Here is a 20,160-nt window from a genome sequence, read left to right as displayed (position 1 = left end):
GTGAAGTATCCACTTCCACTGCGAACCCGGTGGAGGTGTCTTCAGGGACATCTGGGCCTGCATCCGCCACAACGATGCAATCGCCGACACCTTTGCCGAGTCGCACCCCTACGGATAAGTGCTTAGACAACACACAAGTGTTGAGATAGGACCACAGCTCAGCGCAGCGGGCCTCCCGGGGAGCCAGCATCACCGTCGATTCCTATGGCGGTGTGCTCGGTCAGGAAACTGCCGCAGTGCCAACAGCCTGGATATAACCGTTCATTTCTCATCGGTAAATTACTGCCAGGACATCGTGAACCAGATGATCGCGATGGCATAGCCCACCAGTGCAAGCAAAGCGAAGCGTCTGGGCGTGCCGACTGGGTTCTTCTTGGTAAAGCCGAAGAACGAGTTGATATTGAACAAATGAAGCAGCAACCCTCCGCCGAGCAGTCCGGCGAACATCGAGGGAGGCGCCACCAAAAGAACAGTTACGGCAAAGAACGCATACTCCAGGACGAATGCCAGTCGAGGGCGGCTCCATAAACCAAAACCTACACGTCGATCACTCCGGCCCCAGCCAAGAACTGGAAGGTCCCGGAGGTGGACCACCACATCCAGAAGCCAGTGAGACAGGACGCCAACCCAGAACAGGACACCCACAAGGACACTCTGGTAGATCACGCCAGCCAGCAGTGCAGGCACAATGCTGAGCGCACCACCGAGGACCAGCGAATGCGAGTATGGGTATGAAGTGAATTTGACGCGGGATTGCAACGGATTATTGGGGTCCACTTTCACCGACTCTTTGCCAGCGAAGACCAATGCGGGCCAAACAATGTCCGGCCACGCAACTGCGACCGCGATTGGTAAGGCGGGCGTTTCAGGCGCCACTGCGAGAATGACAGCAGCTGCGGCGAAATGACCTATGTACACAATCGCCAAGCCTAGTGTCGGCAAGATCTGCATCCTCAATCTGCCAGCGCGAGTCGCCCTTTTGAGCATCAGCAGAGAGCTCACCACAAGAGAGATCCCGGACCGCCCCCCGAAAGCTAAGGCGCCGGAACCAACCTCTCGGTACGATTAGCAGCGGAGGCACCAATGGCCAGGTCAAGGCAACGAACCAGCAAAAGCACCGACTACGAGTTCCTTACGGTCTGGAGAGTGGCCGGAACGCGCGAGGAAGTGGTGGATGTCCTCGGTAACGCGGCCACCCTCAAACAGTGGTGGCCCTCGGTGTACCTCAAGGTGACACCCGTGGCGCAAGGCAACGCGGACGGCGTGGGCGCCTCGTTCGACCTCCACACCAAGGGCTGGCTCCCCTACACCCTGCGTTGGCGGCTCACCGTTACTGAACCCATTACCCTGCACGGCTTTGCGCTCAAAGCCGAGGGAGACCTCAACGGCAGGGGCCGCTGGACATTCGAAACCGACGGCCCGGAAGTCGTCATCACCTACGACTGGCGGGTCAGCACAGCGAAGCCACTCCTGCGAAAGCTGAGCTGGCTGCTGAAGCCTGCGTTCTCGGCCAATCACCACTGGGCCATGGCGCGCGGCGAGGAAAGCCTGAAACTTGAGCTCCGCCGTCGTCGGCCCGGTGCGGATCTCAGCCGCATACCGGAACCGCCGGGACCAACGTTTGTGCGTACTAAGGGCCGACTTTCAGAGCAATAAACCCGGGGCCAGCATCCCCACACGCGCGCAAAGTATCCACATAGGCACCCATCCGAGGCCAGTCCGGCTCCGAACTCCCGATAGAATCAAGACGCTGACAACAGGCAGTATCCAGCCAGACGATCGAGGGAGGACTCCGTGCGCTCATCGCAGCCCAGGGCACCCTTCCATGCGTTGCGGTCCGGTGCGATCTCGCTCGTCATAGTGCTTCTTGCAGCTGGGGCTCACGTGATCGGCGGCGGGGAACTACCCACTACCGTGGTGTTGTTGGCCCTTGTCGCATTGACAGGATTGGCCGCGACGCTGGCTACGCGCTTCAAGCTCAACTTGACCGCCATGACGGCCTTGCTTGGAACCAGCCAGCTCGTGCTCCATGAAGCCTTCACGGCTTTGAGTCCAGTAGCGGCAACAGCTCAAGTAAACGCGCACCACGCCGCTGCCGAACCTCTGACTCCCTTGCTCTACACAGCGACGCCCCACGTCCATGAGCTCGGCACCACTCTGGGCACCGCGATGCTGGCTGGCCACATCCTGGCCACGATCGGCTCTGCCGTGATCCTGGCCAAGGGCGAGGATGCGCTGTGGCAGCTGGGGGCCTGGCTGCGTCCTTTAGTTGCGCTGCCAACCCTGCTGTTCAGGCCCGACGCCGGCGCCTCTCCTATCGCAGTCGGCGCGCCTGACGTTTTCCTGCCGCGCCCGTGGCGGAACCTGAGGCAAGACAGCCGCCGCGGCCCGCCCGCCGTCGTCGTTCTTCCCTGATTCCGCCCGGCACCAGCGCAACGCACTAAGCAGACGCCTTTGGTGACGGGCCACAAACCCGTACCCTGCGCCGACACTGGCGCCCCCGAAAGGCAATCCCATGAAGAAGTCCACCCTCCGCCGTACCCTGTCCGCGACTGCCGCCGCTGGCGGAACCGCTGTCCTGATGATGGCCGGCCTCGCCGGAGCATCCGCACACGTATCGGCCGATCCGAACAAGACTGCTGCGAAGTCGTATGCCCTGTTGACGTTCGGCATCCCCCACGGCTGCGATACGTTCGGCACAACAAAAGTCGCTATCTCGTTGCCCGAGGAACTGACCGATGCCCAGCCCACGGTCAACCCAAACTGGACCGTCGAGAAGGTCACGGAGACGTTGGCGGAGCCGAAGAAGCTGGATGATGGCACCACCATCACCAAGCGGACCAGCCAGATCGTCTACACAGCCAAGGCCCCGCTGGACCCGCATCTTCGTGATGCTTTGGTTCTCTCGGTCAAACTGCCCGACGCCGCGGGCAAGACGCTCTACTTCCCCACGCTGCAGACCTGCGAGCAGGGCCAGACTGACTGGTCGGAGATCCCAAAGGATGGACAAGACGAGCACGAGCTCAAAGCACCGGCCCCGTCCGTCACCATCACACCTGCCGAAGCCGAAGGTGACCACCACGCAGCAGGCACGGTGTCCACCGAGCAGGCGTCATCGGTAACCGACGATGGATCACAGGCCCGCAGCTGGGCCGGCCTTATCGCCGGCATCGCTGGTTTGGGCCTGGGCGGCGCCGCGTTCTTCCGCGGCCGGTCAGCAAAGACAGCAGTAGTCAAGGACGACGCCAAGTAAAAGCGTGAACCTTTAGAGGATTGGCGTTCGGAAAGATTACGATCCGGACGCCAATCCAATTTCCTTGCCGTGGCTCAATTGACTCCCGTCACACCCAGCGCAAGGCTGGTGCCCATGTGGACTCAGCGCATCAAAACTGGACTTGTGACGACGACGGCCGCAGCCTCGCTGCTGCTCCTTGCTGCTTGTGGGCCAAGCCCAAGCCCGGCTGGAAGCAGCAGCGCCCCTCCCACCTCCTCTTCCGCATCTCCGACGTCGGCCTCTCCCAGCGCGAGCAACTCGCCTTCGCCGTCCGGAACGGCCACCTCCGCAGCGCCTGCGGCCGAAGGCCAATGCAAGGCCGGTTCCCTCACCGCCGCCACTGATTCCACCGGCGGCGGCGCTGCTGGGAGCATCTACGAGAAACTGGTCCTGACGAACTCCGGAACCACGCCTTGCACCTTGGAAGGCTTCGCGGGAGTTTCCCTGACGGCCGATGCCAACGGCGCCCCTATCGGTGAGCCCGCTACCCGTGAAACCACTACGCCCGTCACCAAGATCGAGCTTGCCCCAGGGAAGTCGGCGTGGGCTGAACTGCGTTACACCCAGGCTGGAAACTATGGCGATTGCACCAAGGTTCCGGCGGCTGGTTACCGCATCTACCCGCCTAACGACACAGCCTCACTGTTCGTCGCCGAGCAACACGATGCCTGCAGCAACGCAGGCATCAAACTCCTGACCATCACTGCCTTCCAGGCTGTCTAACCATCAGCACACGGCTCGGGCTTATTCTGTCTGAGCCGTGGGGCATGATGGAGGAATGCAGGAGCAGCAGGCGTCCATCGGCGCCATAGGCCGTTTCAGCCAGGCAACCAGGGAATGGTTCCTTGGCGCTTTTTCCGCGCCCACTCCCGCCCAGGATGGTGCGTGGAACGCTATCTCGTCGGGCTCGCATGCCCTGGTGGTGGCCCCCACTGGTTCCGGTAAGACCCTCGCCGCTTTCCTTTGGGCCTTGGACCGGTTGCATTCCACGCCGTCGGATACGTTGCCCGGATTGGAGTCCGTCCCCGACGGGAAGGGCCGCGCGAAGCGTCCCAAGACAAAGACCCGCGTCCTTTATATATCACCCCTTAAAGCACTGGGTGTTGACGTGGAGCGGAACCTTCGCTCACCGCTCATCGGGATAACGCAAACTGCCAAGCGATTAGGGCTCCCGGCACCACTGGTGACAGTCGGCGTCCGTTCCGGAGACACGACGGCGGCAGATCGCCGCTCGCTGTTATCGAACCCGCCGGACATCCTGATCACCACGCCGGAGTCCCTGTTCTTGATGCTGACGTCCCGTGCCAGGGAAACGCTGAGCGAAGTAGACACCATCATCATTGACGAAGTTCACGCTGTCGCGGGAACCAAGAGGGGCGCCCATCTTGCGGTGTCCCTGGAAAGGCTTGATGCCCTTCTACCGAAGCCTGCCCAGCGGATCGGCCTCTCCGCTACGGTGCAGCCGCGTGAACTTGTTGCCCAGTTCCTGGCCGGTCAGGCCCCTGTGGAAATTGTGGCTCCGCAGTCCAAGAAGAACTGGAATCTCACAGTCACTGTGCCTGTGGAGGACATGTCGGACCTCCAAGGGGCTGCGGGCGCCTTTGACTCCGGCCCTGCTTCCGGGCTTCAACCCCAAGCATCCATCTGGCCCCATGTTGAGGAACAGATTGTCGATCTTGTCCTTTCCAAGCAGTCCACAATCGTCTTCGCCAACTCACGCCGCCTGGCCGAACGGCTGACAGCCCGATTGAACGAGATCTATGCCGAACGGCAAATGCTGGCCGCGGCCGGAGGAGAGTGGGGCGCTCCCGACAACGCGGAGGATTCGGGAAGCTGGGGCACCGGGCCGGCCACCAAGTCAGCGGGCGCTCCCGTGTCCACGGCGACGCCGGCCCATATGATGGCCCAGGCCGGCAGCACGAGCGGAGCGGATCCCGTGTTGGCACGCGCCCACCACGGCTCGGTTTCCAAGGACCAGCGGGCCATGATCGAGGATGACCTGAAGTCGGGCAGGCTGCGCTGCGTCGTTGCCACCTCATCACTGGAACTTGGCATTGATATGGGAGCTGTGGACCTGGTCATCCAGGTAGAGTCACCGCCCTCGGTAGCCAGCGGCCTGCAGCGTGTAGGGCGTGCCGGCCACCAAGTGGGCGAGATCTCCGAGGGCGTGTTGTTCCCCAAACACCGGGCTGACCTCCTTCACACCACCGTCACAGTCGAAAGGATGCTAAGCGGCCAAATCGAGCGCCTAAGCATCCCCACGAATCCTTTGGACATCCTTGCCCAGCAAACTGTGGCCGCTACGGCCCTGGGCAGCATCGACGTCGAGGAATGGTTCAGCACGGTCCGCCGGTCGGCGCCTTTTGCCAGCCTGCCCCGGTCCGCATTTGAGGCCACGCTGGACCTTCTTGCCGGCAGGTATCCGTCCGACGAATTTGCAGAACTTCGGCCACGCATTATCTGGGACCGGCATGCAGGAACTATTGAGGGCAGGCCAGGGGCACAGCGCCTTGCCGTCACCTCAGGCGGCACCATTCCTGACAGAGGCCTCTTCGGCGTGTATATCATCGGCACGGAAGTTGAAGGATCCTCATCCTCTGCCAACGCCGATGGGGAAGGTCCCAGCGCCTCCGCCCGTGCCGCGAAGGGTGGACGCCGCGTTGGTGAACTCGACGAAGAAATGGTTTACGAATCACGGGTAGGCGATATCTTTGCCCTCGGAGCCACCAGCTGGAAAATTGAAGACATCACTCACGACCGCGTTTTGGTCTCCCCTGCTTTCGGCCAACCGGGCAAGCTCCCCTTCTGGAAAGGCGATTCGCTCGGCCGTCCGGTGGATCTCGGCCGCGCTTTGGGGGCCTTCATTCGCGAACTCTCCGCGGCCGATCCTGCGCCGGCCATGGAACGCTGCCAAGCCAGTGGGCTCGACGCCTTTGCGGCGGGCAACCTGCTGCAATATCTGGAAGAACAGAAGCAGGCTACAAACATCGTTCCCAGCGATCGAACATTGGTCGTGGAACGCTTCCATGATGAGCTCGGGGACTGGCGTGTTGTCCTGCACAGCCCCTTCGGCATGCCTGTTCACGCGCCGTGGGCTCTGGCCGTTGGTCAACGCCTTCAGCAGCGCTACGGCTTGGATGGTTCCGCCATGGCCGCCGATGACGGCATCGTTCTTCGCGTCCCCATGATGGAGGACGAGCCACCCGGTGCCGAGCTGTTCCTCTTCGATCCCGAAGAACTCGAACAGATCGTCACCGCCGAGGTTGGGGGCAGCGCGTTGTTCGCCTCCCGGTTCCGTGAGTGTGCCGCCCGCGCGCTGCTGCTGCCCCGCCAAAACCCCGCCAAGCGCCAACCCCTGTGGCAGCAACGACAACGCTCTGCCCAATTACTGGACGTCGCCCGGAAGTACCCTTCGTTCCCCATCGTGCTCGAAACCGTCCGGGAATGCTTGCAGGATGTTTACGATCTGCCCGCCCTCAAGGACATTGCAGCCTCAGTTGAGCGCCGCGAACTGCGCATTGTGGAGACCACTACCCAGCAGCCGTCGCCGTTCGCGAAGTCCCTGTTGTTTGGCTATGTGGCACAGTTCCTCTACGAGGGCGATTCCCCCTTGGCGGAGCGTAGGGCGGCGGCCCTCGCTTTGGATTCCACGCTGCTCAATGAGCTTTTGGGCAGGGTGGAGTTGCGCGAGCTTCTTGACGCGGCGGTCATCGATGCCACGGAACGCGAGCTGCAGCGTCTGGTGCCGGACCGTCGCGTGCGCGGAATGGAAGGTGTCGCTGACCTCCTCCGGCTCCTTGGTCCACTCAGCGTCGAGGAAGTGATGGAGCGCCTTGAAGAAGCGGCGGATGCGGGCTCACACCTTGCCGCACTCCAGAAAGCCAACCGCGCGCTGAAGGTAACGATCGGCGGCGTCGAACGTTTTGCAGCAGTGGAAGATGCTGCCCGGCTACGCGACGCCATTGGTGTTCCCCTGCCCATGGGCGTGCCGCTTGCCTTCATTGAGCCTGTCCACGATCCCCTGGGCGATCTCGTCTCACGGTATGCGCGCACCCACGGACCGTTCACAGCAGCTGAGGCCGCATCCAGGCTGGGACTGGGGGTCGCCGTCGTCAATACTGCACTGAAGCGGCTCGCTGCCGATGGTCGTGTTGTGGAGGGTGAGTTCCGGCCGCATGCCGTGGCGACGGAGAGCAGCACCGTGGAGGCTGCAGATCCCGAGCTCATGTCCGCAGACGCACCGCCGTCCAGCGAATGGTGTGATGCCGAGGTCCTGCGGAAGCTCCGGCGTCGATCCCTGGCTGCCTTGCGCGCAGAGGTTGAGCCCGTTGACACTGCCGCCTATGGGCGGTTCCTGCCGGCCTGGCAGAACGTGACCGCACCCGGGAAATCCCGGAGCCAGGCATTGCGCGGACTCGATGGCATCATCACGGCGGTCGATCAACTCTCAGGCGTTCCCATCCCCGCTTCCGCATGGGAGCCATTGGTGCTCTCGAGCCGCGTGGCGGACTACAAACCAGCCATGTTGGACGAACTGATGGCCGCCGGTGAGTTGCTGTGGTCCGGGGCTGGGGCCTTGCCTGGGAACGACGGCTGGATCAGCCTCCACGTGGCTGACTCCGCCGAGCTGACGCTCAATCCGGCCCCCGATTTCGAACCCGGCGACGCCCAACAACGGCTCCTGGACTACTTGGGTGCAGGTGGCGGCTACTTCTTCCGCCAACTCACTGAGGTGGCGGGCGGAATGGACTCTGTGTTGAGCGATGATGCCGTGGTCTCGGCACTCTGGGACCTGGTGTGGGCCGGCCGCGTCACGGGCGACACCTTTGCTCCCGTGCGCGCCATGATCGCCGGCGGACGTACAGCGCACCGGCAGGTCGCCAAGGCACCTCGCGCCCGTGCCCCGAGAATGAGCAGGTTGGGGCGCTCCCACGGTACGGGCCTTCTGGGATCCCCCGGGCTTACAGGCGGGCGTTATGGTTCCGTCTCCGGCACCGCTCCCGCCCCGCCATCAGCCGTAGGACGCTGGTCCGCGCTGCCTTCGCCCGAACTTGACCCGACCATCCACGCACGCGGCACGGCAGAGCTTCTGCTGGACCGGTATGGCGTGGTCACACGGGGATCGGTCATGGCAGAGAACATCATTGGCGGATTCGGGCTTATGTATAAAGTTCTGGCAAGACTCGAGGAAGCAGGGCGTTGCCGCCGTGGCTACTTCATTGAGCATCTGGGAGCCGCCCAATTTGCCGTCCCCGCAACGGTGGACAGGCTCCGTTCCTTCACCGAAGACGCGCGTATCAACAAGGCAGAACCCGCGGCTTTGGCACTCGCCGCCACGGACCCGGCCAACCCTTACGGCGCCGCGTTGCCTTGGCCTGCACTGTCCATCGATGCCGGTTCCGGACACCGCCCCGGCCGGAAGGCTGGCGCACTGGTGGTGATGGTCGACGGCGCGTTGGTCCTATATGTTGAGCGCGGCGGTAAGACTCTTCTCACCTTCAGCCATGACGACGCCGTCCTGGCGGTCGCTGCCGAAGCTTTGGTGGACGTGGTGCGTCGCGGAGCAGTGGACAAGCTTTTCATGGAAAAGGTCAACGGTCACGACCTCCTGGATACGCCGATTGCTGCTGCGCTTGCGGCTGCCGGAGCCTACTCGACGCCGAAGGGGCTGCGGATCCGTGCCTGAGGGAGATTCCATTTGGCGTGCAGCCTCGCGCCTCAACGCGGCCTTGGCCGGGCAGGTCCTTACAGCTTCAGACTTCCGGGTGCCGCGTTTCGCCACCCTGAACCTTGCGGGTTGGACAATGACCGAGGTGGTTCCGCGGGGCAAGCACCTGCTCATGCGCGTGGTGGGACCTGAAGACGAGGAACCCGGCGCGAGCAGGAAACCCCGTGAGCTAACGATCCACTCCCATCTCAAGATGGAAGGCAGTTGGATGGTCTACCCGCCCGGAGGTCGCTGGACCAAACCCGGGCACACTGCACGATGCGTGTTGCGGACGGCTTCCGCTGATGCGGTCGGGTTCTCGTTGGGCATTCTCGAGGTGGTGCCAAGTGGCGAGGAAGATCGGATCGTCGGGCACCTGGGGCCTGATCTGCTCGGCCCTGACTGGGATGAGGAAGAAGCCCTCCGCCGGCTCCAGGCTGAACCCGACGTCCCCATCGGCTACGCCCTGCTCGATCAGCGGAAGCTGGCCGGGATCGGCAACATCTACCGCTGCGAATCATGCTTCCTTTCCGGAATCCACCCCGCGTTGCCTGTGGGCTCAGTGCCGGATCTCGCCAAGACCGTCAACGATGCCAAGAGACTCCTGGGCGAGAACCTCGGTCCAGGCCTGCGGACCACCTTGGGTCCCCGGGCGATGAGGCCCGGCTACTGGGTTTACGGCAGGGCACGCCAGCCATGCAGGCGCTGCGGAACGCCTATTCGCCGCGACGTCCTTGCAGCGCCGGATGGAACCGAGGAGCGCGACATCTACTTCTGTCCCAGATGCCAACCCCTCCCGTAGTCCGTGGGTAGCGTTGGGACGGCTGGCCGTCAGGCGGCCGGCGCGGCCTCCACAGCCTCCGTAGCTTCAGCCGGGGCCGGAGCCTTGGCAGGTTCAGGGACCATGAACTTCGGCAAGAGAACCTGCACGATCGGACCGATTGCCAGCGCGTAAACTACCGTACCGACACCTACGGACCCACCCAGCAAGAAGCCGACGGCCAGGACCACTACTTCAATTCCCGTTCGGACAAGGCGGACAGACCACCCTGTCCGGCGAACCAGCCCCGTCATCAGGCCATCACGGGCTCCGGGGCCGAGGCGTGCTCCGATGTAGCAAGCGGACGCGATCCCATTCAGGATCACCGCGCCGGCCAGCATCGCAATTTGTCCGCCCAGGTGTGAGAACTCCGGGATCAGCCATAAGCCCAGATCAGCAAATACTCCCACAAGGACGGCGTTTGCCAACGTTCCGAATCCGGGCATTTGCCGCAGGGGGATCCAGAGGAGCAGGACGAGGAAACTGACCGCGATCACCACAACCCCAATGCTGAATCCGGTCTTTTCCGAAACGCCCTGGTGGAAGACGTCCCAAGGGTCAAGGCCAAGATCGGCGCGGATGAACATGGCCAGGGAAATGCCGTACATCGCGAGGCCGATCAGGAGTTGTGTGATTCTTCGGGTCATCATAAAACCATGGTCCTCGAAAACTGGCCTTGTATTCCATAGCCAGTTTGCAATACTGGTCCTATGCCCGGCTCACTGAATCCCACCGCACTCGTCCGCCTCCTTGGCTCTTGGAGCAACGGCGCCCTGCCCGCCTACCGTGAGCTGGCCGATGTCGTGCGTTTGCTGGTGATGGATGGGCGCATTCCGCTGGACGTCGCACTACCCAGTGAGCGTGCGCTGGCGCAGACGCTCGGCCTGAGCCGCACCACTGTCACTGCGGCCTACGCGAGCCTTCGCGAACAAGGTTTCCTCACCGCAGGCCAAGGCAGCCGCGGCCGGACAAGCATCCCCCACCGCGACGCACCCGTGAGCGTTCCGGGCCTTGCTGCGCCTGAAGGACTCCTGGACCTGGCCTACGCATCGCTTCCGGCCGCCGGCGAAGTTGTCCACCGGGCGTTCGCCGAGGCCCTCACTGAATTGCCTGCGCTGCTCCCCGGCTTCGGGTACGACGCCCTTGGAGTGCCAGCCCTGCGGCAGGCAATCGCGGAGAAGTATGCCGCGGAAGGAGTACCCACTACCGCGGATCAGATCCTGGTGACATCCGGCGCGCAGCACGCCCTCAACGTAGTTCTCCATACCCTCGTGGGAAAGCAGGACAGGGTTTTGGTGGAACACCCCACATATCCAAACGCCCTGGATGCCATACGGGCGGCGGGCTGCAAAGTGCTGCCTGTCGCGTTGCCACCCCACGCTTCCCCTGCTTGGGACGTTGATGCCATGGTGTCCACGATGAACCAGCAGCGCCCCGCAATGGCCTACCTTGTCCCTGACTTCCACAACCCCACAGGGCGCATCATGTCCGATCTGCAGCGCCGCCGTTTAGCCCGGGCGGCCGCTGCCGCCGGGACCGTGCTGGTGGTGGACGAGACATTGCGCGGATTGAACCTCGACGCCGTCAAGACCTCGCCGATGTCAGCCTTCAGTGCCAGGGTCGTTTCGATCGGCTCGCTCAGCAAGTCGCATTGGGCCGGACTCAGGACGGGCTGGATCCGGGCGGACGAAGCGATGATCACCCGGTTCGTGGCGACCAGGACCACCATGGACCTCGGTGGACCCGTGGTTGAGCAGTTGGCTGCCGCGCGACTGGTGAGGTCATTCGCCGAACCGCTCGATGCCCGCCTGCACGAGCTGCGTCACAACCGGGAGTCCCTGCTCGCACTGCTTGCCGAACACCTGCCGGAATGGGAGGTGGAAAGGCCCCGCGGCGGACTCACGGCTTGGTGCCGCCTGCCCACAGCCTGCAGCACTGCTCTCACTGTGCTGGCGCCGGATTTCGGGCTTCGTTTGGCAGCCGGACCGCGGTTCGGAGTGGGTGGCGCCTTCGAGCATTACCTACGCGTCCCCTATACATTGCCACCAGCGCAGCTCGAATTCGCCGTGAGCGCCTTGCGCGCCGCCCAGGACAAGCTCGACGCCTCTCCCCAACTCCGCCGGACCCTCAAGGCCGGGCGGCCACCCGCCGTCGCAGTCGCCTAAGAGCCGCTCACCCGCTACTTGGGCGCCACGCCAGCAGCTGAACCCATGCGCTGTTTCGCCGTGTTGCTGCCCGGGCCGACGGGAACATGGGAAGTTGCCTTGGCCAAGCCAAAGAGCGGCATGCCGTTGTACACCACTTCAATGCCCGACGCCGGTACCTGGTACGTCTCGTGCCACACCCCGATATCGCCACTGCCGGAAATTTCCTTCATGAACTTCCGCCATGGACCCAAATGTGGGGATTCACGGTCCGCCGCGAAGCGCCTCAGATGCTCGGGACTTTCCCAATAACTGAGCAGAATGGTGGTGCGCCCGAACCATTGCTCACTCCCGAGCAACCCGGCCTCGGGATTGGCGGCAAGATGCCGCATCATCGTGGGCATGGATGATGCTACCCGCGCCACCTTGCCCATCTTCCACCACCGGTTGGCCCGCATCCCGATCAGGAAGACAGTCATTGTTTCTCCCCCGATGTCAGCCGTAAAACGTCCGGGAAAAATCTCCTGTGCCATGTCGCTCCTTTGGTTGGGAAACTTTGGATTCCCAGTTTCGTAACGTTGTTATAAAACGATGTTATGAAACACTTGGAGACATGGCAAGACCCATTGTTCATGATCAGCACGTTCAGCAACGGCTCCTGGAAGTAACCGCGGAGCTCGTGGACCGCGAAGGTCCCGCTCGTGTCACTCTCCGCGACGTCGCCGCGGCCGCAGACACCTCCACCTCGGCGATTTACTCGCTCTTCGGCGGGAAATCGCAACTCTTGACGGCCGCCGTCGACGACGGTTTTCGCTCTTTCGGCGAGTCTCAACAGGACGCGGCCAAAGACGGACTCCTGGGCCTGGGCCGGGCGTACCGCGTCTGGGCTTTGGAACATCCGGCGCTTTACCGGCTCATGTTCAGCGGCGCGGTGGCCGCGTATGTGGATTGCAGCCCGACGCCGGAAGTCGCCTCAGCCTCGATGCTCCCGCTGGTGGAGGCAGTAGTCGCCGCCCAAAGGGCCGGGAGGATCCGTTCCGATGATCCCTCCCTCATCGCAATGGCCATTTGGGGGCAGGTTCACGGACTCGTCAGCCTGGAGCTGGCGCGGATGAATGAACCCGAAACGGACTGGGCCGGGATCTATGACGCCTCCCTTGAAGCAGTCGCCCGCGCTTGGGCCCCTTAAGCCCAAAAGTAGGTAGCAGTTGATGCCGTTCTGAACGTTCAAAACGGCATCTACTGCTACCTACTTGGGGCAGGCCCGGAAGGTGACCCTACGCGTACACCTTCTCCAGGAACGCACCCCACGCCTTCGCCGTCAGCTCGGAGTCCCCCGAGCCACCGAATTCATGCACGGTCATGCCCACCGGCGCACCAAAAGCATTCCTGCCGAAGAAACGGAGCAGCGTGTCGGAGGTGCGCAGGCCCAGGAAGTTCTCGTTGGAGAAGTCCACCTCGCCACTCAGCCGACCCACGCCGTCGACGTCCACCTCAAACGGGGTACCGGCCGTCATGCCATCCACGCCCAAAGCCCTTTTCAGCTGCACGAATCCATCCGGAGTCTGCGAAGAAGCCGGCGCTTGGACATCCGTGAAGACCACGGGCTGCCCATCGAAATACTGCAGGTACTGGCCCAGGGTGTGGAGGTAAAACTCCGTGTGCTTGCTGGCGCCGTCGTACTGTTCGTCCCAGTTGTCGGCGAAGATGCCGCTGTGGACATAGTGCAGCTTGGCGCGGCCACCCTCGACGGGCTCCAGGACGTGCTCCAATTGGTTGAACCAACCATTGGGACCCTCCATCCGCGACACAAGGTGGCTGGGGTATTCTTCGACGGTTTTCACATCGGGCCACTGATCCGTGGGGAACATCCAGGCCGCCGTGTCCTTGGTAACCGCCTGCCACACCCGCTCTGGAGTGCCCGGCAGTTCGGCGTCCGCCACGATCTCGAATTTCCGGTTGTCAGTCATTGCGTTGTTCCTTTTCTGCTGTTTTTTCCGTTGACGGTGTCTTGAGTGTTGGATGAAGTACGACGACGAGCCGGTGCTTTCGTGCTCCGCCCGCCACTGCGGCAGCACCGCCGTCGTGGTACTTATCGACGAGCCGCGTGACCGCCACGCCGAGCTCTTCAGCGAAAGCGGCGCGTTCTGCGGCTGAGCGGAAGGTAATTTCGCCGTCGATCGCGAAGCTTGCGAGCTTCTTCTTGGCAGCGGCCGCACCGGAAATAAGCTTGCCCATTTCCTGGACTGTGCGGGAGGCGAGCGCCAGGAGCCAGAAGGCGGAGAACCTGTCGGAGAAACGCTGCGGATCCGGGGCCACCGAAGCCAACGCGACGGGCGAGATCAGGTACGAGGCCGCCGTCGCCTGAAGTACGCGCTCCGTGACGTTGCCTTTCCGGCGTTCTTCCACAAGCTCCACCAAGCCATGCCGCTCGAGAGCTTTGAGGTGATAGTTGACCTTTTGCCGGGGCAACCCCACCTTGGCGGCCAGTTGAGTGGCCGAGCCCGGCTCCGCCAGCTCTTGAAGTATGCGTGTGCGGATCGGGTCCAACGAGGCCTCTGCCGCCGCTGCGTCCTCAATCACTTCGATGTCCAACATGCTTCAAGTACGCTCACCGACAATTTTTATTGTCAAGAACTATTTTATCGTCGGCTAGAGCTGCGTTGTGGGAGCCACAGTAGAATTGTCCGGTGATGCAATCCCCCCTTCCCGTGCGCGACGGCGTAAACGCGACCCGCCTGCGCCTCCCGGACGAGGGGCCCTGGGACACTGCGATGGACTACATGATGCACCGCTGGGGACACATCGACCCCCAAGGCATCGAGGACCGTTTCGACGCCGGCGAAATCGTGGGCGAAGGCGGCGTGCGCCTGAGCAGGAGCACCAAGCTCGAGGACCACACCTTCATTTGGTACTACCGCACACTCCCCCCGGAAACGCGCCTGCCGGTGGACATCAACATCCTGCATCAGGACGAACACATCCTCGTGGTGGACAAGCCGCATTTCCTGCCAACGACACCCGGCGGCACGTACATCCAGGAGTCCGCGCTGGTCCGGCTCCGGAATCTGCTCGACCTTCCGGACCTCATCCCCATGCACCGCCTCGACCGCATGACCGCCGGCATTTTGCTGCTCTCAACCAACCCGGAAACCCGCGGGAGGTACCAGGTTCTCTTTGAGAAGCGCCAGGTACAAAAGGAATACGAGTGCGTGTCCGCCGCGGCACCTGCGAAGGGCTATCCCGCCGTCGAATTCCCCGTGGTGGTCCGCAACCGCATGACCAAGTCCCGCAGCTATCTGCTCGCCGAAGTTATCGACGGCGAACCCAACGCGGAAACGCGCATCGAACAGACAAAAACGTTCGACGCCGGGACTCACCAGCGCGCGCTGTATCGGCTGGAGCCGCACACCGGAAAGACACACCAGCTCCGGGTGCACATGGCATCGCTGGGTCTGGGCATCGTCAACGACGCCTTCTACCCGGACCTGTTGGACAAGGCCCCGGACGACTACAGCAAGCCGCTTCAATTGTTGGCCCGCGGTATCACTTTCGTGGATCCCATCACCAAGGAGCGCGTGGAATACCGTAGCCAACTGGAGCTCAGCGAAGCCCAAGGCTGACCTTGCTCTCAACGACGCCACAGCGCTGTGTTCAACGTGCTCGTCATCCCGGTGACCTGCCTGAGCGGGAGCAGCCCAGCGGAGGCTCAGGACTCAAACACAGACCGGAAGACCGCCGTCGTGTCCTCCGAAAACAGCACGAACTCTACCAACTCAAGTCCGCTGGCGGTCGTGGCACCAGCTGAAGACTCAGATGAGAACGACCTCACGGCGTCGAGTGCTACTTCGGCGACCTCGCGGGCGTCCCAACCATAGATCCCGGCGCTGATCGCGGGAAAAGCGACGGACAGCGCACCCACCTCCACAGCGGCTTTCAGGCTTTCGCGGAAGCACGAGGCGAGCAGCGCGGGATCGGTTTGCCCAGCGTGCCGGTTGGGGCCCACGGTGTGAATCACCCAGCGCGACGGCAGCCTGAATCCGGGGGTCACGACGGCGGCCCCAACAGGCAGCCCGTCCGGCAGTTTGCTGCGACGAACCTCGCGACAGGCCTCAAGCAGTTCTGGCCCGGCGGCCCGATGGATCGCTCCGTCCACTCCCCCTCCACCAAGCAGTGACGAGTTGGCGGCGTTGACGATCGCGTCGACGTCGCGCATGGTGATGTCCCCGTGCAAGATTTCGATCTGCATTGCGCCAGTCTCCCGCCGAGCGGCCGGAGCGGCAAGTGCGGTACGTTGTGCCAATGGACTTCATCGCCCCCGAGACGTGGGGATCCGCAATTTACTTGTGGATCGTTCCCATGGTGCTGGGCGATGCCATCTTCCCGCCGATCCCGTCCGAAATGGTGGTCATCACCGGTGGAGCTCTGGCAGCCGACGGACACGCCAATTTCTGGCTCATCCTGCTGCTAGCGGCCTTCGCGTCCTGGCTCGGAGACATGGCTGTCTACTTACTGTTTAAGCGGCGCGTGAGCCATGTACTGGATCGCTGGACATGGGGCAGGAAGGTCCACCGTGGAATCCATGAGGCCATCGCCAAGGCAGGCCGATCTTCCACTTACGGGGCTATCATCGGCGCCCGGTTCGTCCCTGGCGGCAGGCTCGCAACCTCGTCCGCAGCTGGAATCGCCAACGTCTCCGTCCGCGGTTTCAGCCTCTGCGCCGGATTGGGCGCCGTTCTGTGGGCCGTGTGGCAAGTCGGACTGGGCTACTTCACCGGCTCCGCAACCAAACTGCCGTTCTGGGCCAGCTCACTGATTGGCGTGGGCGTCGGCTTGGTCATTGGTGTGGTGGTCGGATTGATCGTCACGCGACGGCGCGGGAGCCGCTCCCCGGTGGATGAACCGTTCGACGGCGACGTGCCCCAGCCGGAGTAACGCAAGCCTAGATAGGCGACCAGCGTCCGCGGCTACGGCGCAACACGTAGAGGCTACCCGTCAGCGCAACGCGTTCGACGGCGTCGCGCATCATCGCGGCCGACGTCCGGGCTTCGTCGTTCTCACCCGAGTAGTCGCGGTCGTTCACTGTGAAGCGCAGGCTGAGCTGCGGGACGCCTGCGACGATATCGAGCTGGTTCGATTCGACATGATGACGGGTTTCCAAAGCTTCTATTGCAGCCGCCATGACCGATTCGGGAGGGTTGCCAGGCTTGAGGCCAGTGATCTTCAACTTGGTCTGGAACGACGGCATCCAACAACCTTAACGCCCAGGCGCAGCTGCTTTAAGCCGGAACGCTCCCCCGCCCCGTTGACGCTTCGTGGGGCGAGAGAGCATTCCGGAAAAACTGGCCGGATGTGAGATAAGGATCCGGAAAAACCAGCCGGATGTGAGTGAGCGTTAGCCTGTGTTCCGCAGGCCGGCGGCCACACCGTTGACGGTGATCAGCATGGCGCGCTGAAGCCGCTCATCAATCTCCGCACCGGACACCGATTCCTCGCGCACACGGCGGAGCAGTTCCACCTGCAGGTAACTGATCGGGTCCAGATACTGATCACGGATTTCCAGCGACCGCTTCAGGGTGGGCTGCGCGTCAAGGAGCTCGAGCTCCCCGGTCAGGCGCTCGATTTCGGCAACTGTGAGCTCGTACTCGTCCCGAATCATGTGGAACAAGCGGTGCAGTTCCTCTGGAACCAAGGAAGAAACGTAGTGTCCCGCAATCTCCATGTCGGTCTTGGCCAAGGTCATTTCGACGTTGGAAATCACCGAACGGAAGAAGTGCCAGCGGTCCATCATTTCCATGAGCTGGTCAGCGTCACCGGCTTCGCGTGCAGCCTTCAGACCCGAGCCTACGCCAAACCAACCTGGAACGATCTGGCGGGACTGCGTCCAACCGAACACCCACGGGATGGCCCGCAGCCCACCGAGGCCGGCCCCGGAATCGGGACGCTTGGAGGGGCGTGATCCGATGTTCAAGGAGCCCAACTGCTCCACTGGTGTGGACGCCAGGAAGTAGGCGGGAAGATCGGCGTCGTCGATCAATGCCCGATAGCGTGCAAAGGCAGCATCGGAAATGGTTTCCATGACATTTGCGTAGCGCTCGCGCTCGTTTTCGGAAGTACGCGGAGTCCGGTGCAAGGCAGAACCCTGCATGACAGCTGCCAAGGACAGCTCAAGGTTCTCGCGGGCAAGTTCGGGAAGGGAGTACTTGTCCGAGATGACCTCGCCCTGCTCCGTGAACTTAATTTCGCCCTCGAGCACACCATTGGGCTGGGCCATGATGGCGTCATACGTCGGACCACCGCCACGGCCCACGGAACCACCACGGCCATGGAACAAGCGGACCCTCACGCCGTGCTTGGCAGCCACATCACGCAGCTTCCGCTGGGTCTTGTGGATCTCCCACTGGCTGGTCATGACACCGGATTCCTTGTTGGAATCGGAGTACCCGAGCATGATTTCCTGGACGTCGCCGCGGAGACGGACCAAGTCACGGTAGGACGGATCAGAGAGCAACTGATCCACAATCTCAGCGGAGGCGCGGAGCTCCTCCACGGTTTCCAGCAGTGGAGCAAAGCCAATCTTGGCATGCGGCTTGGCCCCGAAGAGGTCAATCAAACCGGCCTCGCGTGCCAGCACAGCGGCGGCCAGGACGTCATCGGCGCCCCGGGTCATGGAAATGATGTACGTTTCCACGACGTCCGGACCATAAGTGTGCAGGGCCTGGCGGATGCTCCGGAAGACGTCGTAGGTGCCGTCCGCAGTGCCTTCGAGCTTGATCGGATGGCCGGAGAGCGGACGGCGTGAGGCCAGCTCGGCACCGAGGAATTCGAAACGTTCCTCGCGGGTCAAGGAGGCATACGGCTTCTCGGTACCAAGACGGTCCACGAGCTGTCCGACGGCGTCGTGGTGGTAATCGGCATGTTCACGGATGTCCAGGGTTGCCAAGTGAAGGCCAAAGGCGGCGATCGCACGGCGGACACGAGCCAAGGCACCGTCGGCAACAAGGCCCGCTGCGTGGTTCCGGAGCGACTCTTCGAGCAGGCCGAACTCGGCCAACAGCTCACTTGTGGTGGCGTAGTCGCGGCCGGGCTCGTGGTACGTCGAGGCGGAAACTCGGCGACCCGTGTTTATGAGCTTGGCTTTGATACACGTGAGCTTGAGTCGATAAGGCTCCTGGGCATTGAGCTCCAGGATGCGCTTGTCCAGACCGGGCAGGTTCTTGAGATCCACGTCGATCGAGTCCAACAGCTCCTGGTCAGCCCCGAACAAGGCGGTGGAGTTGGACAGGACCGAGATCAGCTCGTCGATCAACGCGATACTGATCCGCACCGCGTTCTGGTTCTGCAACTGCAGGATTTCGCGTGTAACGGCCGCAGTGACGTTGGGGTTTCCATCGCGGTCGCCACCGATCCAGGATCCGAAGCGCAGTGGCGCGCTGGCAGCGGGCAGGACCACGCCGTGCTCGGCAAGGAGCTCGGAGAGGTCAGTCAGCATCTCCGGCATGGCATCGGTGAGGATGCTGTTCAGGTAGTAGATCGCGTTGCGCGCTTCATCCACCGGCGTCGGCCGGACCTGCCGGAGCTCATCGGTCTGCCACATTTGGTCGATGATTTCCGAGAGTTGGCGATCCTGCCGGCGCCGGGCAGACGTTCCCTCTTCAGTGGGCTGGGCCAAGACGTCGGAGAGTTTGCGGACCTTGTCCAGCACTGAACGTCGGGAGGCCTCGGTAGGGTGTGCCGTGAAAATGGGCCGAACATCCAGCTCATTCACAACGTCCTGAAGGACCTGCGGCCCAGCTTGGCCGGCGATTTCCGTGACAGCCTTCGCAAGCCAGCCGTCCTTCTCCTGCCTGGTCCGAAGCCCACGGACGCGGTGGACCTGCTCGGCCGCATTGCTGAGGTGGAAATAGAACGCGAAGGCACGAACCAGATCCGTCGCCTGGTCCAGAGGCAGGGAGGCGAGCAACTCGCGGACCTGGGCAACGACGTCGTGCGCGCTCCATGGACCGGTCGCGTCGGCTCCGCCCCGCGCGGCCTCTTTGGATTCCTTGGTCAGCAGGCGGACCTGCTCCACGAGCTGCAGCAATTCCGGGCCGTGTTGTCGCACCAGGGACTCACCCAACAGGGTGGAAACGCGGCGCACATCGGCGCGCAGTTCTGCGGCGAGATCGGTGTCTTGATGGGCAGTGTGAACCATAGATACTTACCTTCGGGATCT

At 62.8% G+C, this 20,160-nt stretch carries 18 protein-coding genes; 10 read left to right on the top strand and 8 right to left on the bottom strand.

Going from position 1 to position 20,160, the window contains the following annotated elements; translation table 11 throughout:
- Positions 1 to 279 precede the first annotated feature (279 nt).
- Positions 280 to 942, bottom strand: coding sequence for a hypothetical protein (locus AB4Y87_RS12715; protein WP_442004703.1), 663 nt, complete (start codon positions 940 to 942; stop codon positions 280 to 282).
- A 141-nt stretch (positions 943 to 1,083) separates the two neighbouring features.
- Here AB4Y87_RS12715 and AB4Y87_RS12710 point away from each other — a divergent pair, with 141 nt between their 5' ends.
- The 6 genes from AB4Y87_RS12710 (at position 1,084) to AB4Y87_RS12685 (ending at position 9,783) form a co-directional block, all read left to right on the top strand.
- Positions 1,084 to 1,656 (top strand): SRPBCC family protein, encoded by a 573-nt coding sequence (locus AB4Y87_RS12710; protein WP_442004702.1) that lies wholly within the window; start codon positions 1,084 to 1,086, stop codon positions 1,654 to 1,656.
- A 138-nt stretch (positions 1,657 to 1,794) separates the two neighbouring features.
- Positions 1,795 to 2,415 (top strand): hypothetical protein, encoded by a 621-nt coding sequence (locus tag AB4Y87_RS12705; protein WP_442004701.1) that lies wholly within the window; start codon positions 1,795 to 1,797, stop codon positions 2,413 to 2,415.
- Positions 2,416 to 2,515: 100 nt separating this feature from the next.
- A complete protein-coding gene (locus tag AB4Y87_RS12700; RefSeq protein ID WP_442004700.1) occupies positions 2,516 to 3,253 on the top strand; it encodes a YcnI family copper-binding membrane protein in 738 nt (245 codons plus the stop codon).
- A gap of 114 nt (positions 3,254 to 3,367) precedes the next feature.
- Positions 3,368 to 3,997, top strand: a complete 630-nt coding sequence (locus AB4Y87_RS12695; protein ID WP_442004699.1) for a DUF4232 domain-containing protein — start codon at positions 3,368 to 3,370, stop codon at positions 3,995 to 3,997.
- Positions 3,998 to 4,052: 55 nt separating this feature from the next.
- Positions 4,053 to 8,960, top strand: a complete 4,908-nt coding sequence (locus AB4Y87_RS12690; protein ID WP_442004698.1) for an ATP-dependent helicase — start codon at positions 4,053 to 4,055, stop codon at positions 8,958 to 8,960.
- The gene (locus AB4Y87_RS12685) at positions 8,953 to 9,783 is read left to right on the top strand and encodes a DNA-formamidopyrimidine glycosylase family protein (protein WP_442004697.1); all 831 of its coding nucleotides are present in this window, start codon (positions 8,953 to 8,955) and stop codon (positions 9,781 to 9,783) included. Before AB4Y87_RS12690 ends, AB4Y87_RS12685 begins: the two co-directional genes overlap by 8 nt.
- 29 nt (positions 9,784 to 9,812) lie before the next feature.
- On the opposite strand, the gene yczE is transcribed toward AB4Y87_RS12685, so the two are convergent.
- Positions 9,813 to 10,451, bottom strand: a complete 639-nt coding sequence (gene yczE / locus AB4Y87_RS12680; RefSeq protein WP_442004696.1) for a membrane protein YczE — start codon at positions 10,449 to 10,451, stop codon at positions 9,813 to 9,815.
- A 60-nt stretch (positions 10,452 to 10,511) separates the two neighbouring features.
- On the opposite strand from yczE, the gene yczR reads away from it, so the two are divergent.
- Positions 10,512 to 11,966 carry a MocR-like transcription factor YczR gene (gene yczR / locus AB4Y87_RS12675; protein ID WP_442004695.1) on the top strand — a complete coding sequence of 485 codons (1,455 nt, stop codon included), beginning with the start codon at positions 10,512 to 10,514 and terminating at the stop codon, positions 11,964 to 11,966.
- 14 nt (positions 11,967 to 11,980) lie between these two features.
- Here yczR and AB4Y87_RS12670 read toward each other — a convergent pair whose 3' ends face one another.
- Positions 11,981 to 12,478: a DUF4188 domain-containing protein gene (locus AB4Y87_RS12670; protein WP_442004694.1), complete on the bottom strand. Its 498-nt coding sequence runs from the start codon at positions 12,476 to 12,478 to the stop codon at positions 11,981 to 11,983.
- Between the two features lie 80 nt (positions 12,479 to 12,558).
- Between AB4Y87_RS12670 and AB4Y87_RS12665 the strand changes: the two genes are divergently transcribed.
- Positions 12,559 to 13,134 (top strand): TetR-like C-terminal domain-containing protein, encoded by a 576-nt coding sequence (locus AB4Y87_RS12665; protein ID WP_442004693.1) that lies wholly within the window; start codon positions 12,559 to 12,561, stop codon positions 13,132 to 13,134.
- An 88-nt stretch (positions 13,135 to 13,222) separates the two neighbouring features.
- On the opposite strand, the gene AB4Y87_RS12660 is transcribed toward AB4Y87_RS12665, so the two are convergent.
- Positions 13,223 to 13,915: an SRPBCC domain-containing protein gene (locus AB4Y87_RS12660; RefSeq protein WP_442004692.1), complete on the bottom strand. Its 693-nt coding sequence runs from the start codon at positions 13,913 to 13,915 to the stop codon at positions 13,223 to 13,225.
- Complete coding sequence (locus tag AB4Y87_RS12655) at positions 13,908 to 14,543, bottom strand: ArsR/SmtB family transcription factor (RefSeq protein WP_442004691.1); 636 nt, start codon at positions 14,541 to 14,543, stop codon at positions 13,908 to 13,910. The genes AB4Y87_RS12660 and AB4Y87_RS12655 overlap by 8 nt, the downstream gene beginning before the upstream one ends.
- A gap of 95 nt (positions 14,544 to 14,638) precedes the next feature.
- Between AB4Y87_RS12655 and AB4Y87_RS12650 the strand changes: the two genes are divergently transcribed.
- The gene (locus tag AB4Y87_RS12650; protein WP_442004794.1) at positions 14,639 to 15,568 is read left to right on the top strand and encodes an RluA family pseudouridine synthase; all 930 of its coding nucleotides are present in this window, start codon (positions 14,639 to 14,641) and stop codon (positions 15,566 to 15,568) included.
- Positions 15,569 to 15,654: 86 nt separating this feature from the next.
- Here the strand turns inward: AB4Y87_RS12650 and AB4Y87_RS12645 are convergent, their stop codons facing one another.
- Positions 15,655 to 16,194, bottom strand: a complete 540-nt coding sequence (locus tag AB4Y87_RS12645) for an O-acetyl-ADP-ribose deacetylase (protein ID WP_442004690.1) — start codon at positions 16,192 to 16,194, stop codon at positions 15,655 to 15,657.
- A 53-nt stretch (positions 16,195 to 16,247) separates the two neighbouring features.
- On the opposite strand from AB4Y87_RS12645, the gene AB4Y87_RS12640 reads away from it, so the two are divergent.
- Entirely contained in the window at positions 16,248 to 16,880 is a 633-nt protein-coding gene (locus tag AB4Y87_RS12640) for a DedA family protein (RefSeq protein WP_442004689.1), read from the top strand.
- Between the two features lie 7 nt (positions 16,881 to 16,887).
- Here AB4Y87_RS12640 and AB4Y87_RS12635 read toward each other — a convergent pair whose 3' ends face one another.
- Positions 16,888 to 17,193 carry a hypothetical protein gene (locus AB4Y87_RS12635; protein ID WP_431118257.1) on the bottom strand — a complete coding sequence of 102 codons (306 nt, stop codon included), beginning with the start codon at positions 17,191 to 17,193 and terminating at the stop codon, positions 16,888 to 16,890.
- 147 nt (positions 17,194 to 17,340) lie between these two features.
- Entirely contained in the window at positions 17,341 to 20,139 is a 2,799-nt protein-coding gene (gene ppc, locus AB4Y87_RS12630; protein ID WP_442004688.1) for a phosphoenolpyruvate carboxylase, read from the bottom strand.
- Between the last annotated feature and the right edge of the window lie 21 nt (positions 20,140 to 20,160).

Source organism: Paenarthrobacter sp. RAF54_2, assembly GCF_052113945.1.
In the GTDB taxonomy this organism is placed as follows: Bacteria; Actinomycetota; Actinomycetes; order Actinomycetales; family Micrococcaceae; genus Arthrobacter.
Note: the sequence above shows the minus strand (reverse complement) of the source record. Positions and strands in the feature narration are given on the sequence as shown.

Bases quoted from the DNA above. Each gene is read 5' to 3' on its own strand.
- AB4Y87_RS12665 (WP_442004693.1), top strand. From the start codon at position 12,559: ATGGCAAGACCCATTGTTCATGATCAGCACGTTCAGCAACGGCTCCTG.
- AB4Y87_RS12655 (WP_442004691.1), bottom strand. From the start codon at position 14,543: ATGTTGGACATCGAAGTGATTGAGGACGCAGCGGCGGCAGAGGCCTCG.
- AB4Y87_RS12700 (WP_442004700.1), top strand. From the start codon at position 2,516: ATGAAGAAGTCCACCCTCCGCCGTACCCTGTCCGCGACTGCCGCCGCT.
- AB4Y87_RS12640 (WP_442004689.1), top strand. From the start codon at position 16,248: ATGGACTTCATCGCCCCCGAGACGTGGGGATCCGCAATTTACTTGTGG.
- yczE (WP_442004696.1), bottom strand. From the start codon at position 10,451: ATGATGACCCGAAGAATCACACAACTCCTGATCGGCCTCGCGATGTAC.
- AB4Y87_RS12650 (WP_442004794.1), top strand. From the start codon at position 14,639: ATGCAATCCCCCCTTCCCGTGCGCGACGGCGTAAACGCGACCCGCCTG.
- AB4Y87_RS12690 (WP_442004698.1), top strand. From the start codon at position 4,053: ATGCAGGAGCAGCAGGCGTCCATCGGCGCCATAGGCCGTTTCAGCCAG.
- AB4Y87_RS12645 (WP_442004690.1), bottom strand. From the start codon at position 16,194: ATGCAGATCGAAATCTTGCACGGGGACATCACCATGCGCGACGTCGAC.
- yczR (WP_442004695.1), top strand. From the start codon at position 10,512: ATGCCCGGCTCACTGAATCCCACCGCACTCGTCCGCCTCCTTGGCTCT.
- AB4Y87_RS12710 (WP_442004702.1), top strand. From the start codon at position 1,084: ATGGCCAGGTCAAGGCAACGAACCAGCAAAAGCACCGACTACGAGTTC.
- AB4Y87_RS12660 (WP_442004692.1), bottom strand. From the start codon at position 13,915: ATGACTGACAACCGGAAATTCGAGATCGTGGCGGACGCCGAACTGCCG.
- AB4Y87_RS12670 (WP_442004694.1), bottom strand. From the start codon at position 12,478: ATGGCACAGGAGATTTTTCCCGGACGTTTTACGGCTGACATCGGGGGA.
- AB4Y87_RS12695 (WP_442004699.1), top strand. From the start codon at position 3,368: ATGTGGACTCAGCGCATCAAAACTGGACTTGTGACGACGACGGCCGCA.
- AB4Y87_RS12635 (WP_431118257.1), bottom strand. From the start codon at position 17,193: ATGCCGTCGTTCCAGACCAAGTTGAAGATCACTGGCCTCAAGCCTGGC.
- ppc (WP_442004688.1), bottom strand. From the start codon at position 20,139: ATGGTTCACACTGCCCATCAAGACACCGATCTCGCCGCAGAACTGCGC.